We start from the raw sequence: 17,620 nt of genomic DNA, 5'->3' as shown, positions 1-17,620 counted from the left end.
AAATCCCGAATCCCGAATCCTGGCCTCACTGCCCGATATGCTGCTTCAACCAGCCATTGACCGTGTCGTGCCACAGGATGCTGTTCTGCGGCTTCAGCACCCAGTGATTTTCGTCCGGGAAGTACAGGAACTTGGAGGCGATGCCCTTGCGCTGCAGCGCGCTGAACGCGGCCAGGCCCTGCTCCACCGGGATGCGGAAATCCTGCTGGCCGTGGATCACCAGCATCGGCACCTTCCACTTGTCCACGTGCAGCACCGGGTTGAACTTCTCGTAGCCGGCCGGGTTCTGCCACGGCGTGCCGCCGTTCTCCCACTCGCTGAACCACAGTTCCTCGGTGGCGTAGCCCATGGTGCGGTTGTCGAACACGCCGTCGTGGTCGACCAGGCACTTCCACGGCTGGTTCCAGTTGCCGGCCATCCAGTACACCATGTAGCCGCCGTAGCTGGCGCCGAGCGCGCAGGCCTTGTCGCCATCGAGGAATTTGTACTGCTGCTGCGCCGCAGCCCAGCCCTTCTGCAGGTCTTCCAGCGGGCGGTCGCCCCAGTGCTGGCTGATCGCATCGGTGAACGCCTGGCCGTAGCCGGTGGAGCCGTGGAAATCGATCATCACCACGGCGTAGCCCTGGCCGGCATAGGTCTGCGGATTCCAGCGGTTGCTCCAGCCGTTGCCGAAGCTGCCCTGCGGGCCGCCGTGGATCAGGAACGCGACCGGATAGGTCTTGCCGGGCTGGTAGTTGTACGGCTTGACCACGTAACCGTGCACGGTCTCGTCGTTCCAGCCCTTGAACTGGAACTGCTCGTAGTCGCCGAAGGCCACGTCCGGCAGCTGTTCGCCGGCGCTGGCGGTGATCGCGCGCGGATGCTGGCCGTCGGCGTCGGCGACGAACACCTGGTCGCCGCTCTTGAGGCTGTTGCGGGTGAACGCGAGCGTGCTGCCGGCCAGCACCGGCGCGCCGACGCTGCCGCCATCGGCCACGGTGCGCACCTTGCCGCTGGCGGTATCCACCGCGAACAGCGGATGCTGGCCGAGGTCGTCGGCGGTGGTGTACACGGTGGCGCCGTCGGCCGAGGGCACGATCTCGCCGGCCGAGCGGTCCCACTGCGGCGCGATCTCGCGGGTCTTGCCGCTGGCCACGTCCATCGCCATCAGGCCGAAGCGGTCGGCTTCGAAACCGGGGCGCTTCATGGCGCGGTAGTACAGGGTCTTGCCGTCGGCGGAGAACACCGGGCCGGCGTCCCAGGCCGGGTTGGCCGCGGTCAGGTTGACCGGCGCGGCCTTGCCCGCCGCATCCAGCCGGTACAGATCGAAGTTGGTCGACCACGGCTCCTCGCGCCCGGCCACGCGCACGCTGGCCACCAGCGACTGCCCGTCCGGCGCCCAGGTGTAGTCCTCGCTGCCGCCGAACGGCTTGGACGGAATGTCGCCGGCCAGGGTCACGCTGATCGCCGAGGCGCCGACCACCGGCTTGGCCTTGGCGTCGCCGGGCAGCGGCGCCACGAACAGGCTGTTGCGGCGGCCATCGTTCCAGGTGTCCCAGTGGCGCACGAACAACTGGTCGAACACCACGCCGCTGGCCTTGGCGCTCTTCTTCGCGTCCAGGCGCTTCTGCGTGCAACCCAGGTCGGAACCGCAGTCCTGGAACACGCCGGCGCTGAAGGCAACGCGGTCGCCCTGCGGGGCGACCCGGTAGCTGTCCACGTCCAGCGCGAAGTCGGTGAGCTGGCGCGGCGCGCCGCCGGCCAGCGGCAGCGCGTACAGCTGCTGGCGGCCGGACTTGGCGCTGAGGAAGTACACGGTCTTGCCGTCGGCCGACAGTTCCGGCGAATTGACGTTCCAGCCGTCCGGGGTCAGCCGCTTCGGCGGCGCCGCATCGCGGGTGCGCAGATTGCGCAGCCACAGCCCGGTACTGGCCTTGTCGCTGGCCTTGTCCACCTGCCGCTTGGCGAAGATCACCGTGCCGCCGTCGGGCGTCAGCAGCGGCGAGGACACCCGGTCCAGCGCCACCATGTCGCGGACATCGAAACCGCGGGTCGCCGCCAGCGCAGGCAGCGCGGTCAGCAGGCACAGGGGCAGCAAGGCGTAGCGCAAGGTCATCGGGCGTCTCCGGAACACGGCAAAACGTCGATGGTAGGCGCGCGGGTGGACGTGGTGCAAAGGCATGAAGTCATGGAGGGGCCGGGATTGGGGATTGGGGATTCGCGGGAGCGGACTGCGGGTTGCGCTTGTGGGCGATCGCCACAAACACGAAGCCCGGCGCAGGCCGGGCTTCGTGTCTTGCTGAGGGTGCTGATGCTTACGCCGACGGCGGCAGCGGTGCGGTCGGCTCGCCCTTCTTGCCGGTGCGGTACAGCAGCCAGCCGACGAAGGCGAGCAGGACCAGGCCGTACCACTGGTTGAGATGGAAGCCGGCAGGCAGCGCCAGCACGTCGGCGTGGCCGGAGACCACGATCGGCACCGCGATGGCGATGCCCATCAGCGCCTCGCCGGTGATCAGGCCGGCGGCGAACAGCGTGCCCGGACGGTGCACGCGGTCGCGGCCTTCCTCGTCGTCGGCGCGGATCTTGTGGAAGCGCTCGACCAGGTAGGTGATCAGCCCGCCGAGGAAGATCGGCACCATCAGTTCCAGCGGCAGGTAGATGCCGATCGCCGCGGCCAGCACCGGCACGCGGAAACGCTTGCCGGTGCGCTTGAGCCATTCGTCCAGGGCGATGATCGCCGCGCCGACGCCGGCGCCGATGGCGATCATCGTCCACGGCAGCTCGCCGCCGAACAGGCCCTTGGCCACCGAGGCCATCAGCGTCGCCTGCGGCGCGGCCAACGAGTTCGGATGCTCCGGCGTCGCCGCGCCGATGCCGTAGGCCTGCGCCAACAGGTTCAGCACCGGGGCCATGATCAGCGCGCAGGAGAATGCGCCGATGGCCAGCATCAGCTGCTGCTTCCACGGCGTGGCGCCGACCAGGTAACCGGCCTTCAGATCCTGCAGGTTGTCGCCGCCCACCGCTGCAGCGCAGCACACCACTGCGCCGATCATGATCGCGGCGACCGCGCCGATCGGCGAGTCGCGCCCGAGCAACAGCACCAGTACCGCCGAGGCGAACAGGATGGTGGAGATGGTGATGCCCGACACCGGATTGTTCGACGAGCCGATCAACCCGGCCAGGTAGCCGGACACCGACACGAACAGGAAGCCGGCGACGATCATGATCAAGGTCATCGGGATGCTGACGTGCCACTGGCCGACGATCGCCTGGTACAGGCCCAGCAGCGGCAACGTGCACAGCAGCAAGGCGACCAGCATCCACTTCATCGGCAGGTCGCGGTCGGTCTCGGCCACCACCGTGCCGGCGGTGCTCTTGCGCGCGGCGGCGAAGCCGCTCTTGACCCCGGACAGCAGCGACTTGCGCAGCGAGAACAGCGTCCACACGCCGCCGATCAGCATCGCGCCCACGCCCAGGTAGCGCACCTTGGCCGCCCAGATGGCGAACGCGGCCTCGGCCGCCGGCGCGGTGGTCAGGCTCTGCGCCAGCGCCGGATCGGAGCCCATGAAGAACTGCTGGTAGAGCGGAATGGCGATGTGCCAGGACAGGATCGAGCCGGACAGCACCACGATGCCGACGTTGAGCCCGACGATGTAGCCGACCCCGAGCAGCGCCGGCGACAGGTTGGTGCCGACGTAGCCGACCAGCTTGCTGCTGCCCAGGTAGGTGGCCTGCGCCCAGGTGTCGGGAATCACTTTCAGGCCGCTGGCCGCGGCCAGCTTGACCAGTCCGCCGATGGTCGCCGACAGCGCCAGGATCTTCAGTCCCGGCCCGGGATTCTCGCCGGCCTTGAGCACTTCGGCCGCGGCCTTGCCCTCGGGGAACGGCAGCGGATCCTCGACGATCATCGAGCGCCGCAGCGGCACCGAGAACAGCACCCCGAGCAGGCCGCCCATGCCGGCGATGCCGAGCACCCACCAGTACTTGAAGTCCGGCCAGTAGCCCATGATCACCAGCGCCGGGATGGTGAAGATCACCCCCGCCGCGATTGACGAACCGGCCGAGGCGCCGGTCTGCACGATGTTGTTCTCCAGGATGGTGCCGCCGCCGAGCAGGCGCAGCACGCCCATCGACACCACTGCCGCCGGGATCGCGGTGGCGATGGTCAGGCCGGCGAACAGCCCCAGGTAGGCGTTGGCGGCCGACAGCACGACGGCCAGCACGATCGCCAGCACGACCGCGCGGAAAGTGAGCTGACGCGGCGCAGCAGCGTTGTTCATGGTTACCCCTGAAACGACAAAAACGTTTTCCACGCTAGCGTCTGGGGCTGGGCAAGTCCAGCATCCCGGCGCCCAGCTTGTGGCACATGCCTGGGAGGCGGGGATTTGGGATTGGGGATTGGGGATTCGCAAATGCAGCGGCGCCCCGGCGGCCGATGGGCAGCCCCTCTCCCATCGAGAGAGGGGTTGGGGTGAGGGTACGGGGCGAAGCCTCGCACTGCTTCGCCCCCATGAAGCTGCGCTCGCACCCTCATCCCCCTACGGGGCACCTTCCCCCGAAAAGGGGGCCATGGTCCCGGCGGGAGAAGGAACCGCGATCGCCCCTCTCCCATCGGGAGAGGGGTTGGGGTGAGGGTACGGGGCGAAGCCTCGCACTGCTTCGCTCCCATGAGGCTGCGCCCGCACCCTCATCCGCCCCGGCGGGGCACCTTCTCCCCCAAAAGAGCCATGGTCCCGAAGGAGGAAATATCGCCACGCTGCGGCGACTCAGCCAAGCGCCGCCGGCACGCCTATACTCCGCCGCTGCCCTTCCCGCCCCAGGCCAGCCGTGTCCGCCACCGCCCTCCCCGCCCGCGACGCGCGCGACGATTTCCTCGGCCACCCCAAGGGCGTCTACGTCTGTTTCTTCACCGAGATGTGGGAGCGCTTCTCCTTCTACGGGATGAAGGCGCTGCTGCTGTACCTGACCAAGTACCACCTGTTCGGCGACAAGGCCGGGCTCGACCTGCTCGGCGCCTATGGCGGGCTGGTGTACTGCGTGCCGGTGATCGGCGGCCTGCTCGCCGACCGCTGGCTGGGCATGCGCAAGGCGGTGGTGTTCGGCGGCATCCTGCTGGTACTCGGCCACGTCGGCATGGCCTTCGAAGGCCACGCCGCCACGCGGGTCGGTGGCGAAGTGGTCCGCGATACCGCGTCGCTGGGCGTGACCTACCTGTCGCTGGCGCTGATCATCATGGGTGTGGGCTTCCTCAAGCCCAACATCTCCACCATCGTCGGCAAGCTGTACGCCCAGGACGATCCGCGCCGCGACTCCGGCTTCTCGCTGTTCTATGCCGGCATCAACCTCGGCGCGCTGTTCGCCTCGCTGGTGTGCGGCTTCCTTGGCGAAGCCTACGGCTGGCGCTACGGTTTCGGCGCCGCCGGGCTCGGCATGCTGCTCGGCCTGGGCATGTTCCTGTGGGGCCAGAAATACCTGCACGGCCATGCCGAGCCGGCGCAACCGGCGCTGCTGCGCCAGCGCGTGGCCGGGCTGCCGCGCGAATGGGCGATCTATCTGGTCGCGGTGCTCGGCGTGCTGCCGGTCGCCTGGCTGATGTGGGCCGCGGCCAACGGCGCCTTCAGCCTGGGCGGCGAGATCTCGCTGGCCTTGCTGCTGATGCTGGTGGTGCTCGGCGGCGTGCTGCTGTGGTTCGCCTGGTTCACCGGCACCCAGTGCACGCCGGTGCAGCGCCAGCAGATGATCGCGCTGATGGTGCTGATCGCGATGGCGCTGGTGTACTTCACCCTGTACGAGCAGACCTACGGTTCCTGGGTCACCTTCACCGACCGGCTGATGACCAAGGACATCGTGCCGTCGCTGGTGATCCGCACTGGCACGCCGCTGCCGTGGTCGATCGCCTCGTTGCTGCTGGCGCCGCTGGGCTTCGTCGCCGCGGCGTCGCTGTCCGACCGCAACCCGACCTCGGCCGCGCCACGCCTGCTGTTCGTCGCGGTCAGCGTGCTGATGCTGCTGCTCCTGATCCGCGACTGTCTGGTGCTGCCGCAGACCGCCGGTTCGCTGACCTACCTGGGGGCGCTGTTCCTGGTGCTGCTGGCGCCGCTGTTCGCCGCGCTGTGGGCGTGGCTGGAACGGCGCGGCCTGGAGCCGTCCAAGCCTGCCAAGTCGGCGATGGGCCTGCTGCTGGCCGGGGTGTCGTTCGTGCCGCTGGCGCTGGCCGCGCAGCAGGTCGGCGCCAGTGGACAGATGGCCAGCGTGTGGTGGCTGGTGCTGGCCTATCTGGTGCTGGAAGCCGGCGAGATGTGCCTGTCGCCGGTCGGGCTGTCGGCGGTGACCCAACTCGCAGTGCCGCGCGTGGTCAGCCTGATGATGGGCACCTGGTTCCTGGCCACGGCATTCTCCGAGGCGCTGGCCGCGCTGTTCGGCAAGCTCGCCGCGATCGACGTGCCGGAAGGCGAAGCGCTGAACGTCGCCGACGCCGCCGCCAAGTACGCGCACCTGTTCTGGCTGATGCTGTGGATCGGCGTGGGCTGCGCGGTGCTGGCCTTCCTGGCCGCGCCGCTGCTGCGGCGGATGATGCACGGGGTGCGTTGAGCGGATCCCGGCGCGGGCACAGCAATGTGGCGGCGTTTCACAACGCGGCCGCGCACACGTCATGCGGATCGCAGGCACCGCCTGCGCAGGCGCCGGGCACCGAGCCGGGCGCATGGACCACATGCATCGCAACGGAGGACCGCAATGAAGACCATGAAGTGGAAGATTTTCGCCGCGCAGACAGTGGCCTGTCTGGCCCTGTGCCTGGGCACCACGGCGGCGCAGGCCGCCTGCCCGTATCCGTTTCAGCTGAGCGGCAACATCGATCAGCAGTGGAAACAGGTGACCAATTCGGCCTGGAACAAGATGCTGCCGCGGCAGTGGACCGACAACGGTTTCCATTTCTACAGCCGCGTGCGCGAACGCGGCCCTGCCGACGGCATCAACACGCCGTCGGACCTGGAATCGGAAATCCGGAAGAAGGTGCGCGAGGAACCGGAAGGCAAGCCCAATCGTTGGCAGATCGTGCTGCCCATCGTCAATTCGAAGGGTATCAACCTGCACGTCATCTACGACTACGATGGCGGCAAGAGCTCCAAGTGCCAGCTGGTGACACTGAGCTACCCCAGTCAGAAGTGATGCGCGACCTGCGGCCCGACCATGGGGTCGGGCCGCGGATCGGTCTTCGCCGGTTACGGGTGCCTGCGCATGGCAGCGCTAGCCTCGCGACGACTAGCGCGCAGGCGCCGGCGCCGCCTGTGCACCGCCCAGCGAGCGGCTCAGGAACGCCAGCAGCCGGGTGTAGAACTCACGGCGGTGTTCCTCGGTGTAGAAGCCGTGGCCCTCGGTCGGGACATACAGCGTCTCCACTGGTACGCCGGCCTTCTTCAGCGCCGCTTCCATCTTCTTCGAATGCTGGATCGGCGCACGTTCGTCCTCGCCGCCCGCCGCCAGGAACACCGGCACCTTGATCTTGTCGGCGAGATTGACCGGCGACACCGCGGCCAGTTCGGCGCTCGATCCCACCCATTCGCGCAGAAATGTCTGATCGGAGTCGCGCTGGTAGGTATCGCCCCTGACGTACAGCATCGGCAAATCGTAGACGCCGACATAGCCGGCCGCACAGCGGTACAGCGCCGGTTCCTTGGCCACGCCCATCAGCGACGCATAGGCACCATAGCTGGCACCGTACATGCAGATGCGCGCAGGATCGGCGATGCCCTGGGCGATCGCCCAACGCGTGGCGTCGGTCACGTCGTCCTGCATCGCACCGCCCCATTGCCCGCCGCCTGCCAGGTGGAAGGCGCGTCCGTAGTTGCCCGAACCGCGGTAGTTGACCTGCAGCACCGCATAGCCGGCGCTGGCCAGGATCTGCGCGTCCTGATCGAACAGGCCGTCGTCGAACACGCCGAACGGGCCGCCATGCGGCATCACCACCATCGGCACCTTGCCGGCCGCAGCCGCCGCTGGCAGGGTCACGAAGCCGTGCAGCGGCAGGCCGTCGCGCGCCTGCAATGCGATCGGCCGCACCTCGGCCAGCTTCGGCGGCTGCAACGCGGCACGGCTGGCGAATGCGAAATCCGCCTTCTTCGCCACGGTGTCGAACAGGTAGAACTCGCCAGGATTGCGCCCGGACTGCACCTGCACCAGGTTGAGCCGGCCATCGCGGGTGCTGGACGTCACATAGACCGCCTGCCCCGGGAACGCGGCTTCCAGCGAGCGCTGGGTCTTGGCCTCAGGGGAAGTCGGGTCGAAGAACAGGCTACGCGGCTTGTCGGCCAGCACTTGGATCCCCACCGGAATACGGGTGCCGTGGCGATACATGATCCGGTACCGGTCGGCCAGGGCATCGCGTGCCACCTCCTTGCGCTCGTTGCTGTCCACGTTCCAGGCCACGATCGCGTCGCTGCCCTTGTCCTGCTCGACCTGCAGATACGCGGTGCGCCCGTCTTCGGAAAAGCCGATCGGCTCTTCGCCATGATGGCTGAGGTTCTCGTCGTTGAGCAGCCGCCAGTCGCCGCCTTGCGCATCGCGGTAGAACAGCTTTCTGGCATTGTCCGCATCGGAACCCCAGGCAAAACGCACCTTGCCTTGCTCGTCGCTGTAGAAATCGGCGCCACGCACCTTCGGCGAGCCGACCAGCGGCCGCCGCCGGCCGCTGTACACGTCCAGCACCTCGCTGCGGCTGTAAGGATCCTTGTTGACGCTGAACGGACGCACCTGAATCACCACGTTGCGGTCGTCGCCAGGCAACCGACCGACCCACTCCGCGATGACATCCTCCACCTTCTTGGTCTGGATCAGCGTGCCCGGGCCGCTGCCGGTGACGCGCTGGCCCACCAACAGTTCGGCCGCACTGCCGTCGGCATTGATCGCGAACAGCTCGCCGGTGGAACGCGGCAGGTCCATCGCCCCGATCTTGATATTCATGCTGAACAACACACGCGTGTCGTTGACCCACTCGAAGCCGGCGACATGGGTGTTCTTCTCCATCGAGAAACTGCCGACGATCTTGTTGTCGGAGCGGCGCATCACCGCCAGCGCGGTGCGGTCCGCCAGCGGCACGGTGGCCGCGTAATACTCGCCGGTCGGCGACAGCTTCAGCTCGACGACCTGTTCCTTCATCAGGAACGGCGCCAGATTCACCTGCGCCTGCGCGCTCCCCATTCCGATCCCCATCCCCAGCAAACAGCACAACGCGACTGCCCCCAGTCTCCCGCTCATCCCTATCCCCTGTATCCATGTGTTGGTTTGGCTTGCGGGCGAAGTGTAATACGGCGCGCACGTAGCGGAAGCGGTCGCCGCCGGACATGACAAGAAAATGGCCGAGTGCAACGCTATACCTGCCCCGCCAGGATCAGGCTCCTGGCCGCGTCGATCAGGCTGTCGCGCGCAGGACGCGGCGACCAGCCGAGCACCCGCGTCGCCTTGGACGTGTCGTAGTCGCGGCAACGGCACAGCTCCGGCGCGAGGCGCTGCACGCCGGTGTCGAACAGCCGGTCCAGGCACGCGCTCAGGCCGGACGCCACGCGCGTGGGCATGCGTGCGGCGTATTGCGGGAAACGCGCGCGCAGCAAGGTCACGATCTCGTCGACCTGCATATGCTCGCCGACAGCCAGGAAGCGCTGATCGGCGGCGTCCGGATGCCGCATCGCGCGCAGGTGCAGCGCGGCCAGATCGCGCGCGTCGGCCACGTCGAACCCCAGCCGCGGCAGCCGCCGCACGCGGCCGTTGAGCAGGCACGCGAGCAGCTGCGCCGAGGCCGGGGTGTCGGCGCCCAGCAGCGGCCCATGCACCGAACCGGCCAGCAGCGTGGTCAGCTGCATGCGGCTGCGGTGGCGTTCGACGAACGCCCACGCATCGCGCTCGGCGAGGATCCGCATCTGCGTTCGCGCGTCCAGCCGCACCGCCTCCATCCGGGTCCAGCAACTCTCGTCGGCACGGCGCGTCGCTCCGCACGGCGGCAGCGCCGCCAGCGCCGGCGCGGTAATCACCACGCGTTGCACGCCGGCGCGGTCGGCCGCGTGCAGCACGCGCCACGTCGCCTGCTGCGCGCGCTGCGCCAACTCCGTGCGCCGCGGCGTGTCGGCCACGACCGGCGCGGCGTTATGCAGCACGAACGCGCAACCGGCAATCGCGCGCTCCCAGCCGGCGTCGCACTGGACATCGGCGGCGACGATGTCGAACCGACCGGCGGCGTTCGCGTGCAGCGCGATCGCGCCGCGGATCTCCGCTTCCCAGCGCGGATCGGCCACCGCCGCACGCACCCGGTAGCCGTCGCGCAACAGCGCGACGACGATCCAGCGTCCCAGGTAGCCGAAACCGTCGGTCACCAGCACGCACTCCTGGTGCCGCCCGCGCATCCTGGTCGCGTCGTCGCAGAGCGTGGCCATGGCTAGAACGCGCGGCTGATACTGAGGCTGCCGAATACCGCCGGCTCGCGCTGCTGGTCGAACTCGCGCGTGCGCCGGTACTGCGCCAGCGTCGCCTGCCAACGGCCGCGCCGCAGCACCGCGCCGGCGGCGAGATCGCCCACCCACGGGCGCGGATCGATGCGCTGCCCGGACTGCCCTTGCAGCGTCAGGTCGTGGGCCATCCAGCGCGCGTCGATGCCGACGAACAGATGCCAGGCCCACGGCCGCGCGGCCCATCCGGTTTCGGCCATCGCACTGTGCCCGCCGGCCGGGCGCAATGGATCGCTGCCGAAATCGTCCGGCAAGCGCCGGCCCCAGCGCCATTCGAATCCGGCGTTGGCATAACGGGCGAAATTGCCGACGCTGGCGCCGACATGGCCGACGCCGTCCCAACCCCACCCTTCACCAGGCGCCGATCCCGGCCAGCGCTGCAGGCGTTCGTGCACCAGCTGCAGCACCGGCCGATCGCGCAACTGCCGGTCCCAGCCCTGGAAGCGCTGCAGCCCGAACACGCCGTGCACCGCGTCCTGCACCTCGCGCCCGCGCGCCGACGGACCGACCATGCCGACGCGCAACTGCGTGCTACGCAGACTGCGCGCATCGCCGAGGTTGTAGCCAAGACCGAGCATCGCCACCGCCGCATACGGACGATCGTCGAGGATCGGATCGGCGCGCTTGCCGTCGGTCGGCGTGAACAGGCCCTGGCCGAGGCTGACCGTCAGCTTCTGGCGGGTGAAGCGGCCGGGGAACCACTGCTCGGTGCGCGCGTTGAGCCAGCGCGCGACGCGGGCGCGGCAGGGATCGGCCGCCGCGCCGACCATATCCGGCAGAACCACGCTGGCCACCGCACCGTTGGTATAGCCCTGGTCCTGTTGCGCCAGGCCGAGAAAATCGTTGTCCAGGCGCAGATCGAACAGCGCCGGGCCGCGTTGCGCCGCAGGCGTCGCGCATGCCTGCGCCGCAGCCGGGTCCGGCACGGCCAAGGCCACGGCCAGCCACAGCCAACAGCTGCCACCGCGCCGTCGCCGACGATCCAGCGCATGCGCCGAGCGCGGCGCGCGCTCAGAACACATGCACGTAGCCCAGCACGATGCGCGACTGCAGCGCGCTGTCGACCAGCGGGCTGTCGCGGATCTGCGCACCGAGGCGATCCACGCCCACATCGAGAAACAACGAATCGCGGTGCGCGACGCGGTAGGCCGCGCGCAGACCGGCCTCGACATTGATGCTGGCGCCGGGGCGATACGGCAGCCGCTGCGCACGCGCTTCCTGCGGCCGCACGCCGTAGTAATAGTCCACGTAGCGGCGATCCAGCCATGCCGCACCCAGCCGCGGAATCAGTTCGAACAGGCCGCGATCGAAGACATGCTCGACCGAAAGGCCGACGCGCTGCCCGCGGCTGTAACCGGACACGTCGTGCATCCACTCCAGCGCGGTGTCGGCGAAACCGGTGCGCCACGTGCCCGAGCCGCCCAGCCACAGCCGATCCTTGCGCTGCTGCATGCCGTCCAGGGACGGCGAATCGGATGCGTCGTAGCCGTCGTGGGACAGCCGCGTGGTCAACGACAACGCCACCGGCCCCAGCGACGGCAGATTCAGGCTGAGCGAAGGCCCGTACACGCTCCACCACTTGCTCTCGTAGACCAGCAAGGGCAGCGCGATCAGGTCCGGCTCGACCCCGCGGTACGGCTTGTGCACCGTCAGTGCGGCCATGCCCAGGCCCCAGCGCGAGCCGCGTGCCGGCGCGGCGTCGTCGTCGACCGTGGCGGCCCAGGCTGCGCGGATCGGCAGCACCAGCAGCGCGGCCAGGACGACCGCCACGACCGTGCCGCGCCAGAACAGCGACGCCGCCGGCATACGCCGACGCGGCGGGATATCGGGAAGATCGTAGAGCGCCTGCAATCCCGGACGCAGGCTATGCGGAAGGCGTGGCGGAGTGGGTCGACGCGGGCGCATGGGGGTGTCCTGATCGGAGAGGAGCGGAACGGAAAGCAGCTGTGCACGAGGCGGCGCAACGTGCGGCGACGCGGTGGATGCAGCCGCCGCCGCAACGACATCCAGGCGTGTGCGCGGCGGCCGGCACTGCATGGGCGCGATGGCGTTGGCGACACGGCGGTGTGGCCTGTCGCCTACCGCGACAGCGCTAGTTCAACCGTGCGACCAGATCCTCGGCGCCCTTGCGGATCCCCGCCTTCGCCGCACCCAGGCCACCGATGCTGGCCTTGACGTTCATCGCGTTCGGATACTGCTTGGACACGTAGGCGCCGAGCAGGCGGTTGGTGCCGGCGTCGTAGATCTCCACCGCGTAGCTGACCGAACCGGACAAGGCGCCTTCCTTGCCGCGGATCGACTGCACCACGTTGTACGGGCCGCCGGCCAGATCGAACTTGGTCACCGTGCCGGCCACCTGCGGCGTCTTCTTGGCGCCGGTCAGGGTCACCGCCACACGCAGCGAACCCGGCCGCGGCCGGTCCAGCAGCGCAAAGCGCGCCTGCAGCGCTTCGCCGAACGTGGCGCGCATGAAATTCGCCAGCTCCGCCTTGTCCTGCTCGGTCACCTTTTCGTCGAACTGGCTGTCCGGCCCGCGATAAATCGCCACCGGCTCGATCACCGCGCTGTCGTAGTCGCGCCAGTCGGCGCCGGCCGCGTAGTCGTACGGAACCCGGCCGGAGCGGTCGCCGAGGTTCGGCCGCAACTGCTGCGCCGAAGCAAGCCCGCTGTAGACGACCGGGCGCGTGCTGGCGCAACCGACTGCACCCAGGCAGATCGTCAGCGCCAGCGGGCAGAGCAAGGAAGAACGTTTCATGGGAAAGCCCTTTTCGTGGATTCGACGGGACAGCCGCTTCGCGCGGTGGTGCACGGAACATCGCAGTGCGGCATCACAGCGACCGACGCCGCCGATCGCTGGCCGAGACATCGTCGCCTCGAAATGAAACCGTACTGTACGGTTTATTATTAGAAGCGAATTTCCCCACTGTCAAGAAAAATGTACAGTTGGGTTCACTTTAGGAGGCGCAATGAAGGTTCGAACCGAGGCCCGACGCGAGGCCATCGTCGAGGCGGCGACGAAACTGTTCCAGGAACTGGGCTACGAGCGCGCCTCGATGAACGAACTGGCCAAGCGGCTGGGCGGCTCCAAGGCCACCCTGTACGGCTATTTCGCGTCCAAGGAGAAACTGTTCAGCGCGGTGGTGCGCGCCGCGGCGACCGCGCATCTGTCCGACGCGATCCGGCGCCTGCAGGCGCCCCTGGCCGGCGAGACCGACCTGCAATCGATGCTGCTGCACTTCGGCGAATGCATGCTGCAGGTGGTGACCAACGATGCGCTCGCCATCGCGGTCTACCGCATGGTGGTGGCCGAGGCCGGCCGCTCCGAGGTCGGGCAGCTGTTCTACCAGGCCGGCCCCAGCGAATCGGTGGTGGCGGTGGCCGCGGTGCTGGAAGCGGCGATGGCGCGCGGCGAGCTGCGCAACAGCGACCCGACCATCGCCGCCCTGCACTTCCTGGCGCTGCTGACCGCGGAAGTGGACGCGCGCATCTACCAGCGCGATCCGCCGCCGCTGGCGCCAGCGCTGGTGCGCAAGATGACGCAACGCGCCGTCGAGCAGTTCCTGCTCGGCGCCGCGCCGCGGCAGGCGACCGGCACGGGCGCACGCGCAGCCGGCAAGGTGTCGGCGCGCAAGCGCGGGCGCGCCTGAGAGCGATCGTGCGCCATCGCAATACTCGCGCCGAGCTGCGTTTCGCGATGCCCCTCGCTCGGGAACTGCGCCACCAGCCCGGTCGCCTCCTGCCGTCACCTACCCCCGCGGCGCACCAGTCGACCCACGCAACATCAAGCTGAAATCCAGGGTCTGCTGAAGCGGCACGTCCACGTTTTCGATGATGGCCAGCAGCAGGTTGACCGCGCGGACACCGATCTCGCGCATGGGTTGCCGGATGGTCGTCAATGGCGGCGTGAGATAACTGGACGACGCCAGGTCGTCGAAGCCGACGATGGACAGGTCGTCCGGCACGCCGATGCCCATGTCGCGGCAGGCCGCCAGGGCGCCCAGCGCCATCTGGTCGCTGAAGCAGAAGATCGCGGTCGGCATGGGCGCGCGAGCCAATAGCGCCATCGCGGCCGCATGGCCGGATTCCACGGAGAAGTCGCCCGGCACGACGGTCAGGTTGCGCAGGCGGCCGCGCGCCTTGCCGCAGGCCCGGACCCCTTCCAGCCGTTGCTGGTGCAGGGGATTGTCGGGCGGGCCGCCCACCACGGCGATCCGCTCGTGCCCCAGTCCATACAGGTGTTCCATCACGGTGCGCGCGGCGGCCGCGTTGTCGATGTGGACGCTGGGAATGCCCAGCGCCGGGTCGAACTCGCATCCGTTGACCACCGGCGCGGCGGCACCCAGTTGCTTGACGATCGCGCGCGCCGTCGGCGGGAGGCGGTGCCCCAGCACGATCAGGCCATCCGCCTCGTTGCGCCGGAGCATCTGCGCGTAGCGCTCCTCGCGATCGGGCTGGTGCTGGGTATCGCCCAGCAGGACCGCGTAGCCGACGGCCTGCGCCGCGTCCTCCGCGCCCTGCAGGATCTGGGCGAAGAAGGGATTGGCGATATCCGGGACGGTGACCAGGAGCTTGCCGCTGCGCTGGGTCTTGAGCGTCCTGGCGACCGTGTTGGGGACATAGCCCAGCGCGGCGGCGGCCTGCTCGATGCGCGTGCGCGTGGCCGGCAGAACTTTTTCCGGCCGGGAAAGCGCTCGCGACACCGTGCCGGCGGAGACGCCGACCTGCCTTGCGATGTCGTAAATGGTTGCCATGACGTCAGTTCTTCTTTCTTCTGTGCAGTGCACAACGGGTCTTGCGGAAGGCCCATGCTAGGATAAATGCAATCGATTGCATCAGGGCGAATCACGGTGAAAACGCTCAAGGGTCCGGCGCTGTTCCTGGCGCAGTTCATCGGCGACACTCCTCCCTTCGATCGCCTGGACACGCTGGCCGGGTGGGCCGCGGGCCTGGGATATTCTGGCGTACAAGTACCGACCAGCGCGCCCCACCTGTTCGATCTGGCCCAGGCCGCGCAGAGCCAGGCGTACTGCGACGACATCGCCGGCATGCTGGCCGGACACGGCCTGCAGATCACCGAGCTGTCCACCCACCTGCAGGGGCAGCTGGTCGCCGTCCACCCTGCCTACGACCACCTGTTCGACGGATTCGCACCGCCGGACAAGCGCGGCGATCCTGCCGCCCGCCAGGCCTGGGCGGTGGAGCAGTTGCTGTTGGCCGCCAAGGCCAGCCAGCGCCTGGGGCTGGCGGCGCATGCCACGTTCTCCGGTGCACTGGCCTGGCCTTACTTCTATCCCTGGCCGCAACGCCCGCCCGGCCTGGTGGAAGAGGCCTTCGCCGAACTCGGCCGCCGCTGGCGTCCCATCCTGGATGCCTTCGACGCCTGCGGCGTGGACCTGTGCTTCGAGATCCACCCGGGCGAGGACCTGCACGACGGCGCGACCTTCGAGCGCTTCCTCGAGGTGGTCGACCACCACCCGCGCGCCCGGATTCTGTACGACCCCAGTCACCTGCTGCTGCAGCAGATGGACTACCTGGGCTTCATCGACCGGTATCACGCGCGCATCGGCATCTTCCACGTCAAGGACGCGGAGTACCGCGCCAGTGCGCGCAGCGGCGTCTATGGCGGCTACCAGGACTGGATCGATCGTCCGGGACGGTTCCGTTCGCTCGGCGACGGCCAGATCGACTTCAAGGCGATCTTCTCGAAGTTCGCGCAATACGATTTCCCGGGCTGGGCGGTGCTGGAGTGGGAGTGCTGCCTGAAGCATCCGGAAGACGGCGCACGGGAGGGTGCCGCGTTCATCCGCGAGCACATCATCCGCGTGACCGAACGCGCCTTCGACGACTTTGCCGACAGCGGCGCCGATCCGGAATCGCTGCGCCGCATGCTGGGGACCTGAGCCACTACCGCCCTGGGAGGGGAAGCCATGACGCACACCATGTCGCGCTTGGGCGCGATGATGTTTCTGCAGTTCTTCATCTGGGGGGCATGGTTCGTGACCCTGGGCACGTACCTGGTGCAGGGCCCCCTGCAGGCCAGCGCGAGCCAGGTGGCGACGGCCTTCCTCAGCCAGTCCATCGGCGCCATCGTGGCGCCGTTCCTGGTCGGCCTGATCGCCGATCGCTACTTCGCGGCGCAGCGCATCCTCGCGGTGCTGCACCTCGCCGGCGCGGTGCTCATGTGGCTGGCGTCCACGGCGACGAGCTTCGGCATGTTCTCCGCCTGCGTCATGGGCTACATGTTGCTGTTCATGCCGACGCTGGCGCTGGCCAACAGCGTGGCGATGCGGCACATGCAATCGCCCGAAAAGCAGTTTCCGCTGGTGCGGGTGGCCGGCAGCGTCGGCTGGATCGTGGCGGGCGTGCTGATCGGCTGGCTGGGCTGGGAACAGGCGCACCGGCTCGAGCTGACGTTCCGGATGGCGGCGATGGCGTCGCTGGCCCTGGGCCTGTATGCCTTCACCCTGCCGCACACGCCGCCGCTGGCGCAACAGCGCGACGCCGGGCTGGGGCAGATCCTGGGGCTGGACTCGCTGCGGCTGCTGAAGTCGCGCTCCTACCTGGTGTTCTTCCTGGCGTCCATCGCCATCTGCATCCCGCTGGCGTTCTACTACAACTTCACCAACCCGTATCTCAACGATCTGGGCGTGCGCGGCGCGGCCGGCCTGCAATCGCTGGGCCAGGTGTCCGAAGTCCTGCTGATGCTGGCGATGCCGTTCCTGTTCGTGCGGCTTGGCGTCAAAACCATGCTGGCGGTGGGCATGGCAGCCTGGGTGGTGCGCTACGCCCTGTTCGCCTTCGGCGATGCGGGCGGCGGCTTCTCCCTGCTGGTGATCGGCATCGTGCTGCACGGCATCTGCTACGACTTCTTCTTCGTCACCGGCCAGATCTACACCGATGCGCACGCCGGCCCCGCCGCGCGCAGCAGCGCGCAGGGATTCATCACCCTGGCCACGTACGGCGTGGGCATGTTGATCGGCACGTTCCTGTCCGGCGCGGTGGTGGAGCACTACACCACGGCGGCGGGTCCGAACTGGCAGCAGATCTGGCTGTTCCCGGCAGGCGTGGCGCTGGTCGTGCTGGTCGCCTTCCTGTTGCTGTTCCGCGACCGCCCGGTCGCCGCCGCTGCGCCCTCCACGCGCTGA

General features: G+C 68.6%; 13 protein-coding genes. 5 read left to right on the top strand and 8 right to left on the bottom strand.

Translation table 11 applies throughout. From position 1 onward, the window contains the following. Positions 1 to 25: 25 nt before the first annotated feature. Together JR064_RS06795 and JR064_RS06790 are read right to left on the bottom strand one after the other, a co-directional pair. A complete protein-coding gene (locus tag JR064_RS06795; protein WP_206229213.1) occupies positions 26 to 2,095 on the bottom strand; it encodes an alpha/beta hydrolase family protein in 2,070 nt (689 codons plus the stop codon). 199 nt (positions 2,096 to 2,294) lie between these two features. Continuing rightward, positions 2,295 to 4,259, bottom strand: coding sequence for an OPT family oligopeptide transporter (locus JR064_RS06790; RefSeq protein ID WP_206229212.1), 1,965 nt, complete (start codon positions 4,257 to 4,259; stop codon positions 2,295 to 2,297). Positions 4,260 to 4,806: 547 nt separating this feature from the next. Here JR064_RS06790 and JR064_RS06785 point away from each other — a divergent pair. Together JR064_RS06785 and JR064_RS06780 are read left to right on the top strand one after the other, a co-directional pair. Continuing rightward, entirely contained in the window at positions 4,807 to 6,570 is a 1,764-nt protein-coding gene (locus tag JR064_RS06785) for an oligopeptide:H+ symporter (RefSeq protein WP_206229211.1), read from the top strand. A 144-nt stretch (positions 6,571 to 6,714) separates the two neighbouring features. Beyond that, positions 6,715 to 7,149: a hypothetical protein gene (locus JR064_RS06780; protein WP_206229210.1), complete on the top strand. Its 435-nt coding sequence runs from the start codon at positions 6,715 to 6,717 to the stop codon at positions 7,147 to 7,149. Between the two features lie 93 nt (positions 7,150 to 7,242). On the opposite strand, the gene JR064_RS06775 is transcribed toward JR064_RS06780, so the two are convergent. The 5 genes from JR064_RS06775 to JR064_RS06755 form a co-directional block, all read right to left on the bottom strand. Continuing rightward, entirely contained in the window at positions 7,243 to 9,177 is a 1,935-nt protein-coding gene (locus tag JR064_RS06775; RefSeq protein ID WP_241092890.1) for an alpha/beta hydrolase family protein, read from the bottom strand. A 170-nt stretch (positions 9,178 to 9,347) separates the two neighbouring features. Continuing rightward, positions 9,348 to 10,403: an NAD-dependent epimerase/dehydratase family protein gene (locus JR064_RS06770; protein WP_206229208.1), complete on the bottom strand. Its 1,056-nt coding sequence runs from the start codon at positions 10,401 to 10,403 to the stop codon at positions 9,348 to 9,350. Between the two features lie 2 nt (positions 10,404 to 10,405). Continuing rightward, entirely contained in the window at positions 10,406 to 11,413 is a 1,008-nt protein-coding gene (locus JR064_RS06765; protein ID WP_338123872.1) for a lipid A deacylase LpxR family protein, read from the bottom strand. Between the two features lie 73 nt (positions 11,414 to 11,486). After that, the gene (locus JR064_RS06760) at positions 11,487 to 12,281 is read right to left on the bottom strand and encodes a MipA/OmpV family protein (protein ID WP_206229206.1); all 795 of its coding nucleotides are present in this window, start codon (positions 12,279 to 12,281) and stop codon (positions 11,487 to 11,489) included. A gap of 286 nt (positions 12,282 to 12,567) precedes the next feature. Then, complete coding sequence (locus JR064_RS06755) at positions 12,568 to 13,230, bottom strand: DUF3313 domain-containing protein (RefSeq protein ID WP_206229205.1); 663 nt, start codon at positions 13,228 to 13,230, stop codon at positions 12,568 to 12,570. Positions 13,231 to 13,441: 211 nt separating this feature from the next. On the opposite strand from JR064_RS06755, the gene JR064_RS06750 reads away from it, so the two are divergent. Further along, a complete protein-coding gene (locus tag JR064_RS06750) occupies positions 13,442 to 14,122 on the top strand; it encodes a TetR/AcrR family transcriptional regulator (protein ID WP_206229204.1) in 681 nt (226 codons plus the stop codon). 99 nt (positions 14,123 to 14,221) lie between these two features. Here the strand turns inward: JR064_RS06750 and JR064_RS06745 are convergent, their stop codons facing one another. Beyond that, complete coding sequence (locus JR064_RS06745) at positions 14,222 to 15,226, bottom strand: LacI family DNA-binding transcriptional regulator (protein ID WP_206229203.1); 1,005 nt, start codon at positions 15,224 to 15,226, stop codon at positions 14,222 to 14,224. A gap of 96 nt (positions 15,227 to 15,322) precedes the next feature. Here JR064_RS06745 and JR064_RS06740 point away from each other — a divergent pair, with 96 nt between their 5' ends. Both JR064_RS06740 and JR064_RS06735 read left to right on the top strand, forming a co-directional pair. Then, complete coding sequence (locus tag JR064_RS06740; RefSeq protein ID WP_206229202.1) at positions 15,323 to 16,375, top strand: TIM barrel protein; 1,053 nt, start codon at positions 15,323 to 15,325, stop codon at positions 16,373 to 16,375. 27 nt (positions 16,376 to 16,402) lie between these two features. Further along, the gene (locus tag JR064_RS06735; protein ID WP_206229201.1) at positions 16,403 to 17,620 is read left to right on the top strand and encodes a nucleoside permease; all 1,218 of its coding nucleotides are present in this window, start codon (positions 16,403 to 16,405) and stop codon (positions 17,618 to 17,620) included.

It is taken from the genome of Xanthomonas bonasiae, assembly GCF_017163705.1.
GTDB classification, from domain to species: domain Bacteria; phylum Pseudomonadota; class Gammaproteobacteria; order Xanthomonadales; family Xanthomonadaceae; genus Xanthomonas_A; species Xanthomonas_A bonasiae.
Note: the sequence above shows the minus strand (reverse complement) of the source record. Positions and strands in the feature narration are given on the sequence as shown.

What these genes read in the sequence shown, in the direction of transcription:
- JR064_RS06750 (WP_206229204.1), top strand. Translation starts at nt 13,442, where the DNA reads ATGAAGGTTCGAACCGAGGCCCGACGCGAGGCCATCGTCGAGGCGGCG.
- JR064_RS06745 (WP_206229203.1), bottom strand. Translation starts at nt 15,226, where the DNA reads ATGGCAACCATTTACGACATCGCAAGGCAGGTCGGCGTCTCCGCCGGC.
- JR064_RS06790 (WP_206229212.1), bottom strand. Translation starts at nt 4,259, where the DNA reads ATGAACAACGCTGCTGCGCCGCGTCAGCTCACTTTCCGCGCGGTCGTG.
- JR064_RS06775 (WP_241092890.1), bottom strand. Translation starts at nt 9,177, where the DNA reads ATGGGGAGCGCGCAGGCGCAGGTGAATCTGGCGCCGTTCCTGATGAAG.
- JR064_RS06755 (WP_206229205.1), bottom strand. Translation starts at nt 13,230, where the DNA reads ATGAAACGTTCTTCCTTGCTCTGCCCGCTGGCGCTGACGATCTGCCTG.
- JR064_RS06760 (WP_206229206.1), bottom strand. Translation starts at nt 12,281, where the DNA reads ATGCCGGCGGCGTCGCTGTTCTGGCGCGGCACGGTCGTGGCGGTCGTC.
- JR064_RS06795 (WP_206229213.1), bottom strand. Translation starts at nt 2,095, where the DNA reads ATGACCTTGCGCTACGCCTTGCTGCCCCTGTGCCTGCTGACCGCGCTG.
- JR064_RS06735 (WP_206229201.1), top strand. Translation starts at nt 16,403, where the DNA reads ATGACGCACACCATGTCGCGCTTGGGCGCGATGATGTTTCTGCAGTTC.
- JR064_RS06780 (WP_206229210.1), top strand. Translation starts at nt 6,715, where the DNA reads ATGAAGACCATGAAGTGGAAGATTTTCGCCGCGCAGACAGTGGCCTGT.
- JR064_RS06770 (WP_206229208.1), bottom strand. Translation starts at nt 10,403, where the DNA reads ATGGCCACGCTCTGCGACGACGCGACCAGGATGCGCGGGCGGCACCAG.